Source organism: Bacillus sp. SLBN-46 (assembly GCF_031453555.1).
Classification (GTDB): domain Bacteria; phylum Bacillota; class Bacilli; order Bacillales; family Cytobacillaceae; genus Neobacillus.
In genome coordinates this window covers 2,621,009-2,638,635 of record NZ_JAVIZM010000001.1, presented here as the reverse complement: position 1 = coordinate 2,638,635, position 17,627 = coordinate 2,621,009, and the positions used below count along the sequence as shown (strand labels likewise).

The window sequence follows — 17,627 nt, the reverse complement described above, 5'->3', positions numbered from 1 at the left end:
AGCCTTTCAAATTTGCTCAGCTTTAATAAGACCATGAAAGAGGAAAATCTCTCACTTTATTAAAACCAATCTAGATTTTATTATTAATATGATCCCAATATCTTTGTACTGCTGATTGCAGTGCGACAATGATCGCCTGTTGGGAAGGAGCAAAATAATGATCCTTAATTGTTTGGATTAAAGTTTCAGTTCCATCCTTCAAGCAATAACCAATGAGTATTTTTTCAAAAAATTCTTTAGTCAGTCCAGTCACAAAAGTGAAATCTGCCTTTTCTATAGTATGACTATGATGGTTGATTTCCAGTACAATTCCCGCATGTTTATATAATTCATGCATAGATGTCCCTTGAGGGGCTTTAGCATAACCCGTAACAATTACTGTTTCTAATTGAGATATAATAACCCCCTCCTTGAAAATATTATAAATAGGACGGGATTAATCAGTCAATGTTTTTTTCTGAATATTTTAGAAATTGAATCAAGAAAGTAGAATTCTAATTATTTTCCGCCATCCTTCCAAGTGGACCCATTTCGTCTATTATGTTCTGTATATCATAGTCCGAAATCGGAAACATAGGAAATCCATAAACATAGGGAGTTATTTCGTATAGCTGAAAATAGATAACCAGTGACTTATCAGCAATATAGTAGTCTTGATTTGGTTTAATCACTGTGAAATCTGTAATAAGTTGAATCTTTCTTTCTACGATTTGCTCTTTAATTATTTTTGAGAGCCTCTGAATATAATTACTTCCAGGCTTAAATAAGTCTTTTAATTCACATGACTTCGCTTGTTCTACGTCAAATGTTAGAGACTTTATATACGTCATTCCATGTGCAGCGTGGTAATGGTACGTATAATTGGAGAGTGACAAACTCAGAACATTACGTTGATTGTTTTTAATTTCATATAAGCCAAGCATTTCCTCTACCGTTGTCGGCATATTCCCCACTTGTTGATTAATTAACTCCTGAGTTTGATTTACGATTGTACGATTGAATAATTTTTCCGTGTTATGATTCTGCATCCCAATGACTTGTGGATAAATGACCCTTTTATTGGGCCCTCCACTAATTGAAGCTGTTTTAATATTTACTGGTAGTATAATGGGCATATTGTTCATCTCTCTTACATTTTTTAACCCATTTTATTCTTGCAATAATAATGTGTTCTTTGATTTATATTGCCTTCTTATTCATAAACTCCTCTCAATCATTTTCTAAATCCCATTTCCGTTTAAATTTTCATTAAATAAAGATTTCTTGCTTTTTACAATTTTCAGGGAGATTTGTCCAAGCCTCTTCTTTCTATATTGAATAACTTATGATGAAGCCGATTAGAAAGTCCAAAGATGATGTTGAAAGGAGACGACTTATTTGCCAAAAGCTCTACATTTAAATTTAAGAGTGGACCCGACTCAATATATTTCACAAATACGTGAGGTCCCAGAATATGATTACATTCATTTAGTCCGTCAACCCAAGTACATGACCGACCTTACTCTGCTTAATGAAAAAGTCCATTATCTCAATGAAATCTTCTCCCCAAAAGATTACGTTAAAAAAAATAACATTTCGCTTTTACATGCACACCACGGTCAACTAGGTATATTACTACTCCCTTTTAAGCACGTGACAAACCTCCCTTTAGTCACCAGTATTCGGGGCAGAGATGCAACCTTAGCCAATCAGCCTGTCGGTTACTTAGAGAATATGAAATTGCTATTTAACCAAGGGGATCTTTTTTTTCCAGTTTGTCAGTATTTAGCCGATCGGATAATTGCTTGGGGCTGTCCTCCAGAAAAAATAAGAGTGTTGTATGGAGGGGTTGACCTCAGTAAGTACCATTACCGTGCACCAAGTCTTGAGGGTTCACAAAATATCCTTTCTGTAGGTAGGTTAGTAGAAAAAAAAGGGCACCACATATTAATGAAGGCATTTCAAAAGATAAGAGATAAATTTCCTAAGGCCACTCTGACTATTATCGGAGGAGGAGAACTTCAGGATGAACTTACTTCCTTAGCAAAGCAATTAAATTTAGGAGATTCATTTCGTTTATTAAATCATCTTCATAAAGACAAAGTTAGAGAGTATATGTCAAATGCTGATTTATTCTGCGCTGCAAGTTTAGAAGCGGCTAATGGAGATGTAGAAGGTATTCCGAATACATTAAAAGAAGCTATGGCACTTGGTGTACCGGTACTCTCAACTTATCATGCAGGCATTCCAGAACTAATCACACATAATCAAGAAGGATTCTTAGTAAAGGAAAATAATGTGGATGAAATAGCTACTGGACTTGAATTCATGCTCACCAATAGACATCTATGGGAGACCTATACAACATCTGCACGGAAAAAAGTTGAAACCCTCTTTGATTCTAAACAACAGCTGCTTCTACAAGCAAAATATTATGATGAACTACTGATAGGAGGATAGTAATGGCAGATTATAAATCAATTAAAGTAACAAAAGGATTGAAAACATTAGAAATAGATAACCCTACAAACTATCCGCTAATTGGAATGGGTGCTCAAGGTGCAGTTTTTAAAATTTCTGAAGATAAGTGCGTAAAAATTTACACTGATCCTCTGCAAGCAAAAATGGAAGCAGAAGCTCTTAAAGCCGGACAACATTTATCCTTTTTTCCTAAAGTCTTTAAAACAGGTTCAAACTTTATCGAGATGGAATACTTTAATGCTCCAACGTTGAAAGAATACCTTAGAAACTGTACGTATATTCCCGAATCAATCACCAAAAAACTTCTAGATGTTTTAAGAGAAATGAAAAAGATTAAATTTACAATGCTCGATGCACCTTTAAGACATATTTTCGTCCTTGAAAATGAAGAACTGAAATTGATTGATCACGTAAATGCCTTCAAACGAAATCACCCAATTCCACTTAAATTATTGAGAGATTTAAATATCATCTTATTAAAAGAATCATTTTTATCCCAAGTGAAAAAGCTAGAGCCGGAAACTTTTGAAGCCTGGCAAAAATACTTTAACGAAAACAGTTTTGACTACAGGAACATTCCTGTTTATTCAGGTGGATCAGGAAAAGGGGTTAAAGTTGAAAGTTCCGTAACCCAAACACTAATTGGTTCAGGACACCAAGGAGCTGTCTACCGAGTTGCTGAAGATAAATGTGTAAAAATTTACGGAAATCCAGAACATGCAAAGCAAGAAAAAGAGGTTTTAAAGTCTAGTCAAAAATTATCTTTCATTCCAAAAGTCTACGAAACTGGTTCCAACTATGTATTAATGGAATATCTAGTAGGTCCCGATTTAAATACGTTCCTAAAAAAGCAATCCAGCCTCTCAAATGACATTACTAGAAGACTACTAGACATTTTAACCACCATGAAAAAGTCTGGTTTTAAACAAATCGATGCCCCATTAAGGCATATATTTGTAACTAATAGTGGATTTAAGTTAGTCGACCACGTGTATTCCTTCTCTAGAGTACAAGAAAGACCACTTGAGTTATTTCAAAACCTTCATGAAAGAGGATTCTTAGATTCTTTTCTCGAACAGGTAAAGGAAATGGATCCAAAAACACATGAGGAATGGACAAAGACACCTATTCCGCTTACTAACGAAGAAGTCGCTAACGATAACTTAAAGAGTTCTAAGAAGTCTCGGAGCAGTAAAAAAGGGCATGATCGAAAAAAAGAGAACAAAAGAAAGAAAGAGCATAATTATAAAAAAGATTCTAGTCGTAAAAAGGATTCGAATCGTAAAAATGACCATGAACTAAAAAAGGGATCGGATCGAAGAAAATGAAGATCTTAGTGACAGGTGCGGCTGGTTTTATTGGGTTTCATCTCTCTAAACGTTTGTTAGCTGAAAGTTATCAGGTTATTGGTCTAGATAATCTTAATGAATATTACGATGTACGTTTAAAGGAAGACCGAATCAAAATTTTAGAGAAGCATCCCAATTTTACATTTTACAAAACAGATTTGGCAAACCTGGAATCATTAAAACAACTATTTGCAGATCATTCTATCAGAATTGTCTTTAACTTAGCAGCCCAAGCTGGAGTTCGTTATAGCCTTAAGAACCCTCATGCATATGTTCAATCCAATCTCTTGGGTTTCTTAAATGTATTAGAGGCTTGCAGAAACTACCCGGTAGAGCATTTAATTTATGCCTCATCAAGTTCCGTTTATGGCTCGAATACAAAAATTCCTTTCTCACCGAAAGACTCAGTTGACCATCCCATTAGTATGTATGCTGCAACCAAAAAATCCAATGAATTAATGGCACATACCTATAGCCATCTATATAGTATCCCTACAACAGGGCTCCGTTTTTTTACAGTATATGGACCTTGGGGTAGACCAGACATGGCATACTACTCATTTACAAAAAACATTTTCGAAGAAAAAGCGATTAAGGTATTTAATCAAGGTGACATGAGTAGAGACTTTACTTTTATTGATGATATTGTTGAAGGGATGATTAGACTTATTGATCATCCCCCTAAATCCAATAACTATTGGGATAGAAACAACCCTGACCCAAGCTCCAGCTACGCCCCATACCAAATTTATAACATTGGTAACAATAATCCAGTAAATTTAATGAAATTTATTCAGATATTAGAGAAACTAATAGGTAAAAAAGCAAAGGTTGAATTTTTTCCAATGGAACCAGGTGACGTAAAAGTTACCTACGCTGATATTAATAGCTTGCAAAAAGATGTTGGATTCTCTCCCTCTACCCCACTCGAAATAGGTTTGGGACAGTTCATTGAGTGGTATAAGGAATATCATCTCAAAGAATAAGTATGCTTATATTTAAAGTAAAAAACCGAGAAGGAAACCTCGGTTTTTTGGTTTTGTGGGGCTTTACGCTTATTTAATTATATTGAGTAATATGTTTTTTAAATGATAATTTAAATTTAAAGAGGCCTAAGATGAAAGAGAAAATAGAAATAATTAAAACGTAAAACCAGATTTGGGTAATCAAAGGTGTATCCCAGACACCGATAAAATATAGTAAAGCGGGAATCGTAAGAGTTACCCATGATTGGACAAATGCAACCATCCCGATATAATGGTCAATTTTCTTATTAAGGGCATTTGATAAAAAGAACAAAAACCATAAAAATGCCCACATTCCCCATGTTAGCGTATTAACCACATTATTAAAATGAATAAAAGATACAAAGGTATAAACAACACCGATTATCGCAACCCATAAACTAAACCAACCGAGACCACTGCCATCCAGCCCCCTCAATACCGTGACACCAACGTATAAATAGGTTAAGCCAAATAAAAAAATGGAGGCGACATTATAAAGATCCCAATTATTTTGACCTGCTCCCACCATTAGGTAAGTAGGAATCATAATTTGAATCGTTCCTACGAATATATTAAAAATACCAACACTTTTTGCTTCTGCTTTTCCTAATAGCATGAGACTGTTTAGAAATAACACAGCACCTGATAGAAATAAACCAACAAAACTCATACTACCTGTTGTGAAAAGCCTGTTTCCACAACAATCCCCTCCTTTAAAAGGAGAAAAAGCAAATTCTTCCTATCACTTAGTTTAGAATTTGCTTTTTCATCATTAGTTATAAAACAATACTTACAATCACGGATGATAAAATACTAACTAATGTTGCTCCAAATAATAGTTTTAATCCAAATCGAGCTACGGTATTACCTTGTTTTTCATGTAAGCTCTTGACAGCTCCGGAAATAATACCAATAGATGAGAAGTTTGCAAAGGAAACAAGGAAAACAGATATTATTCCTAAGGTCCTTGGTGTAAAGCTATCTTGTATTTTTGCTAAATCCATCATGGCAACAAACTCATTTGTTACAAGCTTTGTCGCCATAATTCCTCCCGCACGAACAGCTTCTGAAAATGGAACACCCATAATGAAGGCAACCGGAGCAAATATATAACCTAAAATTTCCTGGAATGAAATTCCTAAAATCAATTCAAAAATATTATTAATCCCTGCCATTAAAGCAACAAACCCAATCAACATGGCACCAACAATGATGGCAACTTTAAAACCATCAATAATATATTCCCCAATCATTTCAAAGAAGCTTTGTTTTTCTTCCTGAATAATAAGAATGTCTTCACTTTCAGTCACCGTATATGGATTAATGATGGATGAAATAATAAATCCGCCAAATAAGTTAATCACAAGTGCTGTTACAACATATCTTGGTTCTATCATCGTCATATATGCACCGACAATTGACATTGATACAGTAGACATGGCTGAAGCACATAAAGTATATAAACGGTGTGGTTGTAGTTGTCCGAGTTGCTTTTTAACAGTAATAAACACTTCAGACTGCCCGACAATTGCAGAAGCAACTGCGTTGTAAGACTCTAATTTACCCATGCCATTTATTTTGCTTAACAATAATCCAATTGCTTTCATAATGATAGGGAGTATTTTAAAATGCTGTAAGATTCCAATTAATACTGAGATAAAAACAATTGGTAGTAATACTTCAAGGAAAAAAGACATTTCTCCTTTATTTGCAAGTCCTCCAAACACAAATGAAATTCCGCTTGCTGCATATTCTAATAATTTACTAAAAACATCAGCAAACCCTTTAACTAATACTAGACCAAACTTTGTATTTAATAATAACCAAGCCAGAAGGATTTGAATAATAATCATCATAATAACAGGTCTAATTTTAATATTCTTTCGGTTATTACTAGCCACATAAGCTAGTCCAAAAACAATAAGTAATCCGATAATAGCAATAATGTATTTCATAGTTTCCTCCACAATGTTGTAATTTATCTTGATGAAAATGTTGCGCTTACATTTTTAAGAACAGAACTAATATAACATATGTATTGAACAAATGTTAAGCGCCTTTTGAAAAAATGTAAAAATATTTTTTGGGGCGTTCAATTTATTCACGAAAATATCAATTTTTAAGTAAAAACATTCACCTAATTTAAAAATTACTGAAATTTTGTAAATTCATGTATGAAATATTGCGAAATTTTAAAAACCTAAAAATACACAGAAACATCTTAGAAAAAAGAAAAACATCCATCAGCTTGTCACTGATGGATTATACAGAGCATGCTGTCCACTCCGCAAAGACAAATGTACACGAATGGTGCCTGACACCTTAAAGTGACACCCTAAAGTGAGCTAAACTACTTCCAGTCTTTCGGGGCAGGTGTAGACGTTTAGGGTTTCATTGCGAATGAAGCCGATGGTGGTGATGCCTAGTTGTTCGGCAAGCTGTATGGCCAATTCAGTTGGTGCTGATTTTGATAGGACCATTTCACATCCAATTTTTGCTGCCTTTAAGAGGATTTCTGATGAGATCCTGCCGCTAAAGACAAGTAACTTATTTTGAAGAGAAATATTATTTTTTAGACAATAACCATATATTTTGTCCAAAGCATTATGACGGCCGATATCCATCCGGCTTATTAACATTTGATCGACTGTACATAGGGAGGCGTTATGAACGCCTCCGGTGCTTTTGAAAATAATCGAAGATTGCTGTAGCTCATTCATAAGCTTAAAGCATTCATCAGAGGATATTTTCGTTCGGACTGTATTCTTCTTCCTAATATGCATTGCATCATTAACAAATACAAAACCTGGCCTACTCATTCCACAGCATGAGGTGATATAGCGTTTATTATGAAACCTTTGATAGTAAGGATTAATATTATTGGTCTGCACGTGAACAAAACCATTGTGCTCATCCATCCAAACCTCTATAATTTCCTCATACTTCCGAATGATTCCTTCAGAAGCTAAGAATCCAACCACTAAATCTTCAATATACTCTGGTGAACATATAAGGGTGACAAATTCCTCACCATTTATTTTGATAGTTACTGGATATTCGGTTACCACGCTATCTTCTATCTGTTCGGTATATCCTTTTCCAAGCCGAAGAATCTCCCGTTTAACCTCAATTGGTTTCAAAGTATTTCACCCGCTGTAGTAAAATATTTGCTAAATAGTCACTATTTAATCTCTTAAAAAGACCAATGAGCCCTAAATCTTCGACTTACTCTAAAGGGTCTTCGAAAGTGTGCCACTTCCTATCTTCCTGGCAGCTTTTACAAACATGAAGGATGACCGATCCGATTCCTCCCTCCCCATTTTGTTCCGTATCTTCCTGCAACCCACATATTTCGCAAATTTTCATTTTGACTCCTCCTGTTTGGTGATTTCGAACCCTGATTCGATCATTGCTTGTTCAAAATCCTGAACCGAGGCCATCTTTTCATCAAAGCTAAAACTAGCTTGGCTTTTTGATAGGTTAACCTCTGCTTTGGTAATCCCCCATACATGCTCGATGACTTCAAGAATCTTATTTGCATCCTGCTGGTTTGCCATGTTTTTAACGGTTACAACCCGCGTTTCCAATCTGTTCAGCCTCCCGTTATGAGTTTTCTCGTCTGTTACGTAAGAATACCTCACCTAATCCATCCATAAAATTCATCATACTTGTCATGGCTGCGCGCATTTCCCTACTCCACAGTCTTTTCCTTAACTGCCAAAGACTTTGCTTCTTCCCCTCTTGTCCGGATTCAGCCATTCGTGAAAATCCATGAGACAGTCCTTCCATAACATCAGAAAGCTGCCCTGGCTGAAGCGACCCTAAAAACGAAAAGGCGTTCATTGCATTTTTGATGACGTTACGCATTGCTGGTTGGTTTACTTGTTGTATTGCAATAGCTCCAATCTCCGTTCTTTGGTCAATCATTGATTCAACCGCATCCAATACTTTTGTGTCCTGTAGCCCCTTCATAATTTGAATGGTTTTTAAAATAACATCCTTATTTGCAATAATCTCGCTTATAATCTCAGTCATTGCCTGTTCCTGCTCTAACTCCGGTTTTGGTACTTCCCTAATTTGCGTAATTGCCTTCGCCATATTCGTCGCCCCTTAATTCGATCATTTCTGGAATCGGAGTGAAATCAGAACGATTCCATTTGTCCTCTACTTTTACACTGATCTGTGGAAGTCTATTCCCAAATCGATGGTTATGTTTTGGCAGCGGAGGTTCTCCTTTCACTTCAAGAACTTCCATTTTAACACCCGTTTCTTTGTAAGCAGGTGTATGAGTCACGATGTCATGGTAGCTACTTGTCAGTCGGTTTACCGCTTCGTAATCTTCCCTCGTGTTCATTGTCAGGTATAGTTCGTTTCCTTTCACTCGATCTGTAACCATTACACGTACTTTTACTTGGCCATATGGAGAAGTCAGCCTTACTAACGTACCATCCTCGAGATTTCGGGCTTTTGCGAGTTCAAGCGAGACCTCTAGCCATGGATGCGGAACCTTATGTGTTAAGCCCTCTGATTGGTAGGTCATATTTCCTTCATGGAAATGCTCTAGCAAACGACCGTTGTTTAAATGTAAATCATACTCCTCCCCTGAGATGAAAGGCGGCGTCCAATCGACTGGTACCACCCTCGCCTTTCCTTCGGGTAAGGCAAAGCGCTTTTCGTATAAAAGCGGAGTACTTGATCCATCTTTTAAAACCGGCCATACTTGACTATTCCACCCATCTAACCGCTCATAGCTTACACCAGCAAACAATTTAGCAAGACTTGCCGCCTCATCCATGATTTCGCTTGGATGCTGATAGTTCCAATTTGCTCCGAGTCGGTTTGCTACCTCTTGGAAGATTTCCCAATCAGGCTTTGATTCTCCAAGTGGTTCAAATACCTTATGGAAACGCTGAATTCTCCGCTCCGTATTTGTAAACGTTCCATCTTTCTCTAGACTTGGTGCGGCCGGTAAAATTACATCAGCAAACTGTGCAGTCTTACTGAAAAAGATATCTTGAACCACAAAAAACTCTAATCGTTCAAAAGCAGAATTCACATGATTGGAGTTTGCATCAACAAGCGACATGTCTTCTCCAAATAAATAGAGCGCTTTTAGTTTTCCTTTATCCATTCCTTCTACCATGTGATGGTTATCCATTCCTGGTTCTTCTGGAAGCTTGACTCCCCAGGCTTTTTCATACTTTTCACGAACCTTAGGATCTTGCACTGGTTCATAACCTGGCATCCATGTCGGCATGGTACCAAAATCACAAGCTCCTTGTACATTATTATGACCGCGAAGAGGATAAGCACCTGTTCCAGGGCGACCATAGTTCCCAGTAATCAAGAGCAAATTGGAAATGGCAGTACTTGTGGTCTGTTGCTCCTTTATGCTGGGTAACGCCCATAGCCCATAAAATACAAGCGGACTTCGAATCATGGATCATTTCTGCAATTTGAATTAAGGTTTCTTGGCTTAATCCTGTCTTTTCCTCTGCATACTCTAGAGTGAATTTTTCAAGACTCTCAATGTATTTTTCCAAACCGCTAACTCGGTGTTTCAAAAATTCTGTATCCTCCCATTTTTGATCTAAAATGTACTTCGTTACAGCTGAAATCCAAATTAGATCCGTACTAGGCTTGGGATGAATATGAAGATTAGCTCGCTGCGCCAATTCATTTTCCCTTAAGTCTGCAACGATTAACTTTTGACCATGTAATTTATGTGCACGCTTAATTCGTGTGGCTAAAACAGGATGTGACTCTGAAGGATTTGCACCAACGATAATAATCAGTTCAGATTTGATAAGGTCCTCCATCGTTCCGGAGTCTCCTCCATACCCTACGGTCCTTAATAAACCCGCAGTTGCTGGGGATTGACAATACCTCGAACAGTTATCAACATTATTTGTTTCCATCACTGCACGTGCAAATTTTTGAAATAAATAATTTTCCTCATTCGAGCATTTAGAAGAAGCGATGTAGCCGATTGAATCGGGACCATATTCTCGTTTGATATGCCCAAGTTTGTGAGCTACCAGATCAAGTGCTTCCTCCCAAGTTGACTCCACAAATTCATTCCCTTTGCGAATTAATGGTTTCGTTAATCGCTCTTCACTATTAACAAAATCCCAACCCCATTTTCCTTTCACACAGGTGGAAATACCATTTACCGGGGCTTCGGTATGTGTCTGAATCTTTAAGATTTCACGATCCTTTGTCCATACCTCAAAGCTGCATCCCACTCCACAAAATGTACAGACGGTTTTCGTTCGTTTAATCCGTGCTTTCCTCATTGACGCTTCTACCTCAGAGATAGCGAAAATCTCTCTGTACCCTGGCTCCACCTCTTTTGTCAGATCAATCATCGGCCCTAAGATTTTTGGAGGAATCCCTGTTAAGAAGCCTGCTTTTCCCAACATTGATTTTTCCATCAATGCGTTGCATGGACAAGCACTTACACAATGACCACAAGAAACACAGGAGGATTGATCAATCGGAACGTCGTTATCCCAAATTACACGTGGTTTCTCTCGATTCCAATCAATTGTTAATGTCTCATTTACCTGGAGGTCCTGACATGCTTCCACACATCTACCACACAGAATACATTGATCGGGCTCATATCTATAAAATGGATGAGAATTATCTGGAGGATACGGCTTTGCCTCAAACGGATACTTTTGATGTTCCACCTCCATTAACTCAACAGTATTATGAATCGTACAGTTTCCGTTATTGTTATCACAAACCGTACAATAGAGTTCATGATTCTTTAAAATACGGTTAATCCCCTCATTTTGAGCCTCTCTTGCCATAGAGGATTGGCTATCTACGTCCATTCCAGCTTCTGCTTTTGTAGCACAAGATCGAACGAGATTACCTCCAACATTTACATAGCAAGTATCACATGTTTGAATAGTTCCTAAATTAGGGTGATAGCAGATTGAGGGTATAAATACATCGTTTTCTCTAGCCACCTCTAAAATAGTTTGTCCGGGTCTCGCTTTGTACTCTTTCCCATTAATCTCTATCGAAAAGCTTGACTCTTCCATGTTAGTACCTCCTTTTTTCGGTCATTTTATCTATAAATATTAGGTTTTCAATACAGCATCTTTTTTTATGTAATCTTTATACGATAACCAATAGGCAAGTGAAACAAAGATACTTCCCCCAACTGCGTTTCCTATAATAACGGGTATAAAATTCCTAAAAAAATCGGCCCAAGTAAAATGGTGTGCGAAGATTGCTGCAGGTATGAGAAACATGTTTGCTACAACATGTTGAAACCCAATCGCCACAAAGCCCATAATTGGAAACCAAATGGACAAAATCTTACCGCTCATTTCTTGGGATCCATAGGATAGCCAGCATGCTAGACCCACTAACCAATTGCAGCCTATGGCAGAGAAAAAACAAGCCCAAAACCCTTCATCTAATTTGGCTTGTGCAATGGCAACGGTTTTCTCAAGAAATAGACCTTCACTTGTAAGCCCCACTACATGACCGAAAATATAAGCTACAAAAATAGCACCAATAAAATTACTAACTGTAATCCAAAACCAATTGTACATAAGCCTTCCTAATGAGACCTTTTTCGCGAAAAACCCCATGGCAACCGCCATCATATTTCCTGTTAACAGTTCTCCACCTGCTAAAAGAATTAAAATGAGACCAAGCGGGAACACAGCTGCTCCTAAAAACGATCCAAAGCTTCCCCAATCCTTAGGGAGATTTGCTGTTACACGAATATCTAGGAGAAAACCAATTGAGATAAATGCACCACCTAGAATTCCTAAAATGAACACCTTATTGACCGGAAGCTTTGCTTTTTTTGTTCCTGCATCAATTGCAATTTCAGCTATTTCATACGGTTTAAGAAATGCCATTTCTCATTTCCTCCTTAATGGGTTCAAGAATTAATATTTACTTTTATGGGAATTTTATTAATAACTAATTTTAAGAGAGTAAAATTGAAGGAGGTTTCATTTTGGAACAAGAGAATCTATTTCAATATGTCCAGTCCATGATTATTTCATCAACACATCGACCTAAATACATGTCTATATCCACCGTAAAAGTGGCTGACTTACTTGGTGTACCTAGTACAGAGGTTGAAAATGGTTTAAAGAATTTAGTTGCTGAAGGTCGCTTAAAAACAACCAAACTTGAACAACCACCCTATACTGAGGTTTATATGCTTCACTAGAAACAACTGAACGATCCTTAATTGATAAAATAAGCTCAAAAATTCTCTATCTAAATAAATAGAGAATTTTTGAGCTTTTTTTATTTTAGGTTTCTCATTTACATATTCTCTTTAAAGCGTTAAAATGTTTATTATTTAAATTTTTCAAAAATATGTTATAGTCAAATAAACGAAAAATGGAGTGAGGTAAATGAAATTACAAGTACCACGTGCCTACAATTTTAATGCAGGTCCTTCCGCTTTACCGTTATCTGTCTTAGAAAAAGCGCAAGCAGAACTGATTGATTTTCGAGGTACAGGAATGTCTGTCATGGAGCTTAGCCATCGAAGCCGTACCTATGAAGAGGTACATAATAGGGCAATTAACAGCTTGAAAGAATTGTTATCAATCCCTGATTCCTATGAAATTCTTTTCCTCCAAGGTGGAGCAAGCCTTCAATTTTCGATGATTCCCATGAATTTTTTAAAGTCGGGGAAAAAGGCAGGATATGTAATGACAGGATCTTGGTCTGAAAAAGCATTTTCTGAGGCTAAATTATTTGGAGATGTTTATCATGCTGCATCCTCTAAGGAAGGAAATTACCGAGGTATACCAAAGGTAGATCACTTAAAGTACGATGTTGATGATGCCTATTTACACCTTACTTCCAACAACACCATTTACGGAACTCAATGGAAGGACTTTCCTGACAGTGGAGATGTGCCACTAATCGCAGACATGTCGAGTGATATTCTTTCAAAGCCTATTGATGTAAACAAGTTCTCCCTTATCTACGCAGGAGCACAGAAAAATCTCGGCCCATCAGGAGTAACGGTAGTCATTATCCGGAAAGACCTTTTAGAACAAGCCAATACTTCCATTCCAACAATGCTAAAATACAGCACGCATGCTAAGAACAATTCACTATATAATACACCGCCAACCTTTGGCATCTACATGCTTGGAGAGGTGCTTAATTGGGTTCATGAGTTAGGAGGATTGACGGCAATTTCTGAACGAAATGAACAAAAAGCAAAATTTATTTACGATGCCATTGACTCTAGTAATGATTTTTATTCTGGTCATGCTGAAAAGGACTGCCGTTCTCTCATGAACATAACCTTTAACTTGAAAACAGAAGATTTAGAAAAGAAATTTTTAGAACAGGCAAAACAAGAAGGCTTTGTAGGAGTTAACGGTCACCGCTCCATCGGTGGGTGCCGTGTATCTTCATATAATGCCGTTCCGCTTGAAGCATGTCAGGCATTTAGTGAGTTTATGATCGATTTCCAAACAAAAAATAGCTAGTAAAAACACACCCTCTCAAACTATTAGAGAGGGTGTGTTTTTATGTTACCGTTCTTCTATTTTCGTATTCTATTTCCCTAGGTTTTTCTCTTGTTACGAAACTGTAATACTATTCTATTGTTCTTTTTCATAGAAATAGAAACTAATAAGAGAATCATGTGAAATCAACTAGGAGGGAAAAGAACGATGAAAAAACTAATCTCAGCACTAACTGTAGTAGCTTCACTCTTATTTGCTTCTCCTGCTTTAGCTCATACTGTAAAAAGTGGAGATACCATGACACAAATTGCCAAGGACCACCATATTAGCTTACAAGAACTCTCTCGGCTTAACCCACAAATTAAAAATATTGATTTAATATATGTTGGACAAACTGTTTATACTAGTAAATCAGTGGATGCAACTGACTCGCCTGAAAAGGTAGCGGATCCTCCAGAAAAGGAACCAGCACAACCCCAAATCATAGTGGGTTACTCTCAGTACGAAATAGACTTGTTAGCTAGATTAGTAAGAGCAGAAGCAGAAAGTGAGCCTTATCAAGGAAAAGTTGCCGTAGCCTGTGTGGTTCTAAACAGAGTGGACAGCTCCGCCTTTCCTAACACGATAAAAGAAGTCATTTATCAAAAAGGACAATTTCAGCCTGTTCGAAATGGAGAAATCAATAAACCAGCTGATGTGGATTCAATTAAGGCTGTAAATGAAGCATTAAAAGAGAAGAGAAATGTGGCTGCCGGATCCCTATTCTTCTATAATCCCGCTATAGCTACTAGCCGCTGGCTTGATTCTAGAGCGACCACACTGGAGATTGGTCACCATGTATTTAAAAAATAAATGAAGATGAAACTTCGCTGAAAAGAGTGATATCCATGGAAGCTATTACCTTTAAAGCATTTGCAATTACAAACGAGATTGATTTAAACCAGATTGCGATTCATTGTGGGATTCCTAAAAAATTCACATGGGAACAACCTTTATTTCTTAGAGGACAAATCCTAGAATCCATCCTAGATAAAAAGATAAATGAAACTCAAATGGTACTTGTTTTTTCCTTTGGAAGTATTGTATTCATTAATAATTCTCAAACAGAAGAAATTACAAAAGTTTTAAACTTCCTTTATTCTTTCGAACCTGACATTGATTTAAAAAATATAGAGAAATATACGGATGATTATCGCCTCCACATTAAAGAATCCCAACCTGTCGAATTGACTGACGAATATGTGGTTGTTCCTATATACGAGAGTTTTTATCCTGAGTTGATATCCACCGTACTTGCCAAATCAGTAGCTCTAGAGAAAACAGAGGAACAGCTGGGAAAGATTCACGATAAACTTGAGACGATGATTGACCGGCTGGAAAAAGGTCGACTCCGAATCGGTAACAAGGAATTAGCAAGGACCACGGCAAAGATTGTACGTCATGAATATAATACGCTTGCCTATATCATGATTTTAGATAAACCAGATATGACATGGACTAACAGCACCGCAAACGAATTTTATGATCGAATGACGGAATTTTTCGAATTAAACGACCGGTTTAAAATTTTGAAAAGCAAAACGGATATTTTATATAACATCATGGATGGTTTTTCTACCATTAGTCATTCAATCCGAGGACTATTCGTTGAATGGATTATTGTTATTCTTATAGTGGTTGAGATTTTCCTCACCATATTAGAAAATATCTAGGTTGACACTGTATACTTGCCAAATAAGACCGTGGGGAGAGAAGTTCTCTCTTAAACAACAACAATTCCTACGGCCTTATTTTTTGTAGATGATTTGGTAAAGTACATTTTTGAAAGTTCTAGGTAACGTAAAAAGCTATCGCACATATTATATAAGGAAAACTTTTAGAAAGAGGTGTTACGTTTGTCTTATACGATTACAACTGGCTCACATCCTGGACAACCTGGTGCGTGTTTGGCGAAATACAACCATTCTACTCTTCAACATTCTACCCATAATCCTTCTCATAATCCCTTTACTTCTCACAATCACTTAGTGCCACCTATTCAACAACCAGGGACAAGTTATGGTTATTTTGGAAACCCATCGTGGAGACCGCCTGGGGCTTCCTATCCATTTTATTATTAATGATTAAATGGGCTATTTGATATCAATTATTTATCATCAAGTAGCTCGCCCCATTAAAAAGAAAGTTGATTCAACAGGTTAACCCACATGAACATCGTGTGTTTCCAAATAAATGTGAATAAGCCACGGGAAATTCCTGATTCACCCTTTGCACCTCTCTCGCAAACTCCTCTTCCGTATTTGGTACTGATGATAAGGCATCTGCTTTTTCCTGTGTATTGATATGAGCACCAGGAGGAACAAAGCTGCCTTCCTTTAGCTTTACTCCACCTGTGATAACTGCTCCAGTCGAGATAAAGCATCGCTCTCCCACTTGTGCGTTATAAACTATCGCCTTAAACCCAATAAAAACATGGTCATCAATCTGACATGGGCCATGAATCAATGATCCATGGGCGCACGATACACTTTTGCCAATGTAAATCGAATATTGGTTATTATTAACCTTCACGTATTGTTTTTTCAACCCATGAAGAATCACGCCATCCTGTAAATTACTATTTTTTCCTATATAAAAAGGAGTACCTTCATCCGCACGGATACTGACAAATGGACCAATATACGTATGTTCGTGAATGGATACATCTCCCACAATATAGGTAAATGGACTTAAAAATGCGGTTTTATTTATTTTAGGAAAAATTGGAATGGGATTTACTGTAGTTGAAGGATTGAAACTGACCAAGTAACTATACATATTATATGGACCAATCGGAATTGTTGGCTGATACCACATTAGGTTTACCCCCTTCAGATGACGGTTTTTAAATTATTCATACTACAATTGATAGGTTTTTATGATTAAGTTCTATATGAAAGTAATTCCGTAGAAGATCAGGAACACTTTAACTTCTGAGACAACAAAAAAAGCATCATCTATTATCTGATGATGCCTAATACAAATTCATTTATGACTTTTTAATTTTATAATTTTTATGATTTACAACAGTAATAAGGGGTTCACCTTTATCTTTTGAAAAACCGTAATTAACCATTACGGAATTTTCCCTTATTGCGGAAACCTCTCCTTCAAAATCTTTCCCATCTCGTTTAAAGGAAATTACATCGCCAATTTTAGCAGTAGCCATTCCATCACCTCAAATTTATAATATCCAAAAGCTTGTAAGGGTAAACTCTTAAAAATAAAACGCTTGCATTTTTTAAAAACTGTTTTATAATACTTGTATACAAGTATACTTGATTTAATAGAAGGTG

19 protein-coding genes and 1 pseudogene are annotated in these 17,627 nt (G+C 36.8%); 8 read left to right on the top strand and 12 right to left on the bottom strand.

Annotated elements, in window-relative coordinates; translation table 11 throughout:
- Window positions 1–70: 70 nt before the first annotated feature.
- Together QFZ87_RS13595 and QFZ87_RS13590 are read right to left on the bottom strand one after the other, a co-directional pair.
- The gene (locus QFZ87_RS13595; protein WP_309867866.1) at window positions 71–376 is read right to left on the bottom strand and encodes a DUF3870 domain-containing protein; all 306 of its coding nucleotides are present in this window, start codon (window positions 374–376) and stop codon (window positions 71–73) included.
- 118 nt (window positions 377–494) lie between these two features.
- Window positions 495–1,115, bottom strand: a complete 621-nt coding sequence (locus QFZ87_RS13590) for a DUF3298 and DUF4163 domain-containing protein (protein ID WP_309862113.1) — start codon at window positions 1,113–1,115, stop codon at window positions 495–497.
- A 262-nt stretch (window positions 1,116–1,377) separates the two neighbouring features.
- Here QFZ87_RS13590 and QFZ87_RS13585 point away from each other — a divergent pair, with 262 nt between their 5' ends.
- From QFZ87_RS13585 to QFZ87_RS13575, 3 genes are read left to right on the top strand one after another with little or no spacing between them, the layout of a single operon-like run.
- A complete protein-coding gene (locus QFZ87_RS13585) occupies window positions 1,378–2,439 on the top strand; it encodes a glycosyltransferase (RefSeq protein ID WP_309862111.1) in 1,062 nt (353 codons plus the stop codon).
- 2 nt (window positions 2,440–2,441) lie between these two features.
- A complete protein-coding gene (locus QFZ87_RS13580) occupies window positions 2,442–3,788 on the top strand; it encodes a hypothetical protein (protein ID WP_309862109.1) in 1,347 nt (448 codons plus the stop codon).
- Window positions 3,785–4,795: an NAD-dependent epimerase gene (locus tag QFZ87_RS13575; protein WP_309862107.1), complete on the top strand. Its 1,011-nt coding sequence runs from the start codon at window positions 3,785–3,787 to the stop codon at window positions 4,793–4,795. Before QFZ87_RS13580 ends, QFZ87_RS13575 begins: the two co-directional genes overlap by 4 nt.
- Before the next feature lie 73 nt (window positions 4,796–4,868).
- Here the strand turns inward: QFZ87_RS13575 and QFZ87_RS13570 are convergent, their stop codons facing one another.
- From QFZ87_RS13570 to QFZ87_RS13535, 8 genes and pseudogenes are all read right to left on the bottom strand, one after another.
- Window positions 4,869–5,486, bottom strand: a complete 618-nt coding sequence (locus QFZ87_RS13570) for an AmiS/UreI family transporter (protein ID WP_309862105.1) — start codon at window positions 5,484–5,486, stop codon at window positions 4,869–4,871.
- Between the two features lie 106 nt (window positions 5,487–5,592).
- Window positions 5,593–6,771: a NupC/NupG family nucleoside CNT transporter gene (locus QFZ87_RS13565; RefSeq protein WP_309862103.1), complete on the bottom strand. Its 1,179-nt coding sequence runs from the start codon at window positions 6,769–6,771 to the stop codon at window positions 5,593–5,595.
- Window positions 6,772–7,161: 390 nt separating this feature from the next.
- Window positions 7,162–7,956, bottom strand: coding sequence for a formate dehydrogenase accessory sulfurtransferase FdhD (gene fdhD, locus QFZ87_RS13560; RefSeq protein ID WP_309862102.1), 795 nt, complete (start codon window positions 7,954–7,956; stop codon window positions 7,162–7,164).
- A gap of 85 nt (window positions 7,957–8,041) precedes the next feature.
- Window positions 8,042–8,182, bottom strand: a complete 141-nt coding sequence (locus QFZ87_RS13555; RefSeq protein WP_309862100.1) for a hypothetical protein — start codon at window positions 8,180–8,182, stop codon at window positions 8,042–8,044.
- Entirely contained in the window at window positions 8,179–8,403 is a 225-nt protein-coding gene (locus tag QFZ87_RS13550; protein ID WP_309862098.1) for a heavy-metal-associated domain-containing protein, read from the bottom strand. Before QFZ87_RS13550 ends, QFZ87_RS13555 begins: the two co-directional genes overlap by 4 nt.
- A gap of 16 nt (window positions 8,404–8,419) precedes the next feature.
- Entirely contained in the window at window positions 8,420–8,914 is a 495-nt protein-coding gene (locus QFZ87_RS13545) for a helical membrane plugin domain-containing protein (RefSeq protein WP_309862096.1), read from the bottom strand.
- Window positions 8,889–11,871, bottom strand: a pseudogene (fdhF, locus tag QFZ87_RS13540) (formate dehydrogenase subunit alpha). The gene QFZ87_RS13545 and the pseudogene fdhF overlap by 26 nt, the downstream one beginning before the upstream one ends.
- 39 nt (window positions 11,872–11,910) lie before the next feature.
- A complete protein-coding gene (locus QFZ87_RS13535) occupies window positions 11,911–12,705 on the bottom strand; it encodes a formate/nitrite transporter family protein (protein WP_309862094.1) in 795 nt (264 codons plus the stop codon).
- A 101-nt stretch (window positions 12,706–12,806) separates the two neighbouring features.
- On the opposite strand from QFZ87_RS13535, the gene QFZ87_RS13530 reads away from it, so the two are divergent.
- The 5 genes from QFZ87_RS13530 (at window position 12,807) to QFZ87_RS13510 (ending at window position 16,412) form a co-directional block, all read left to right on the top strand.
- Window positions 12,807–13,025, top strand: a complete 219-nt coding sequence (locus tag QFZ87_RS13530) for a PCI domain-containing protein (protein ID WP_309862092.1) — start codon at window positions 12,807–12,809, stop codon at window positions 13,023–13,025.
- A gap of 190 nt (window positions 13,026–13,215) precedes the next feature.
- Window positions 13,216–14,313, top strand: a complete 1,098-nt coding sequence (gene serC / locus QFZ87_RS13525) for a 3-phosphoserine/phosphohydroxythreonine transaminase (RefSeq protein ID WP_309862091.1) — start codon at window positions 13,216–13,218, stop codon at window positions 14,311–14,313.
- Window positions 14,314–14,499: 186 nt separating this feature from the next.
- Entirely contained in the window at window positions 14,500–15,144 is a 645-nt protein-coding gene (locus QFZ87_RS13520) for a cell wall hydrolase (RefSeq protein ID WP_309862088.1), read from the top strand.
- Window positions 15,145–15,179: 35 nt separating this feature from the next.
- A complete protein-coding gene (locus QFZ87_RS13515) occupies window positions 15,180–16,004 on the top strand; it encodes an RMD1 family protein (RefSeq protein WP_309862086.1) in 825 nt (274 codons plus the stop codon).
- 183 nt (window positions 16,005–16,187) lie between these two features.
- Window positions 16,188–16,412 carry a hypothetical protein gene (locus tag QFZ87_RS13510; RefSeq protein WP_309862085.1) on the top strand — a complete coding sequence of 75 codons (225 nt, stop codon included), beginning with the start codon at window positions 16,188–16,190 and terminating at the stop codon, window positions 16,410–16,412.
- Between the two features lie 70 nt (window positions 16,413–16,482).
- Here the strand turns inward: QFZ87_RS13510 and QFZ87_RS13505 are convergent, their stop codons facing one another.
- Both QFZ87_RS13505 and QFZ87_RS13500 read right to left on the bottom strand, forming a co-directional pair.
- Entirely contained in the window at window positions 16,483–17,148 is a 666-nt protein-coding gene (locus QFZ87_RS13505; RefSeq protein WP_309862083.1) for an LbetaH domain-containing protein, read from the bottom strand.
- Between the two features lie 172 nt (window positions 17,149–17,320).
- Window positions 17,321–17,500, bottom strand: a complete 180-nt coding sequence (locus QFZ87_RS13500; protein ID WP_309862081.1) for a DUF2187 family protein — start codon at window positions 17,498–17,500, stop codon at window positions 17,321–17,323.
- Window positions 17,501–17,627: the final 127 nt, after the last annotated feature.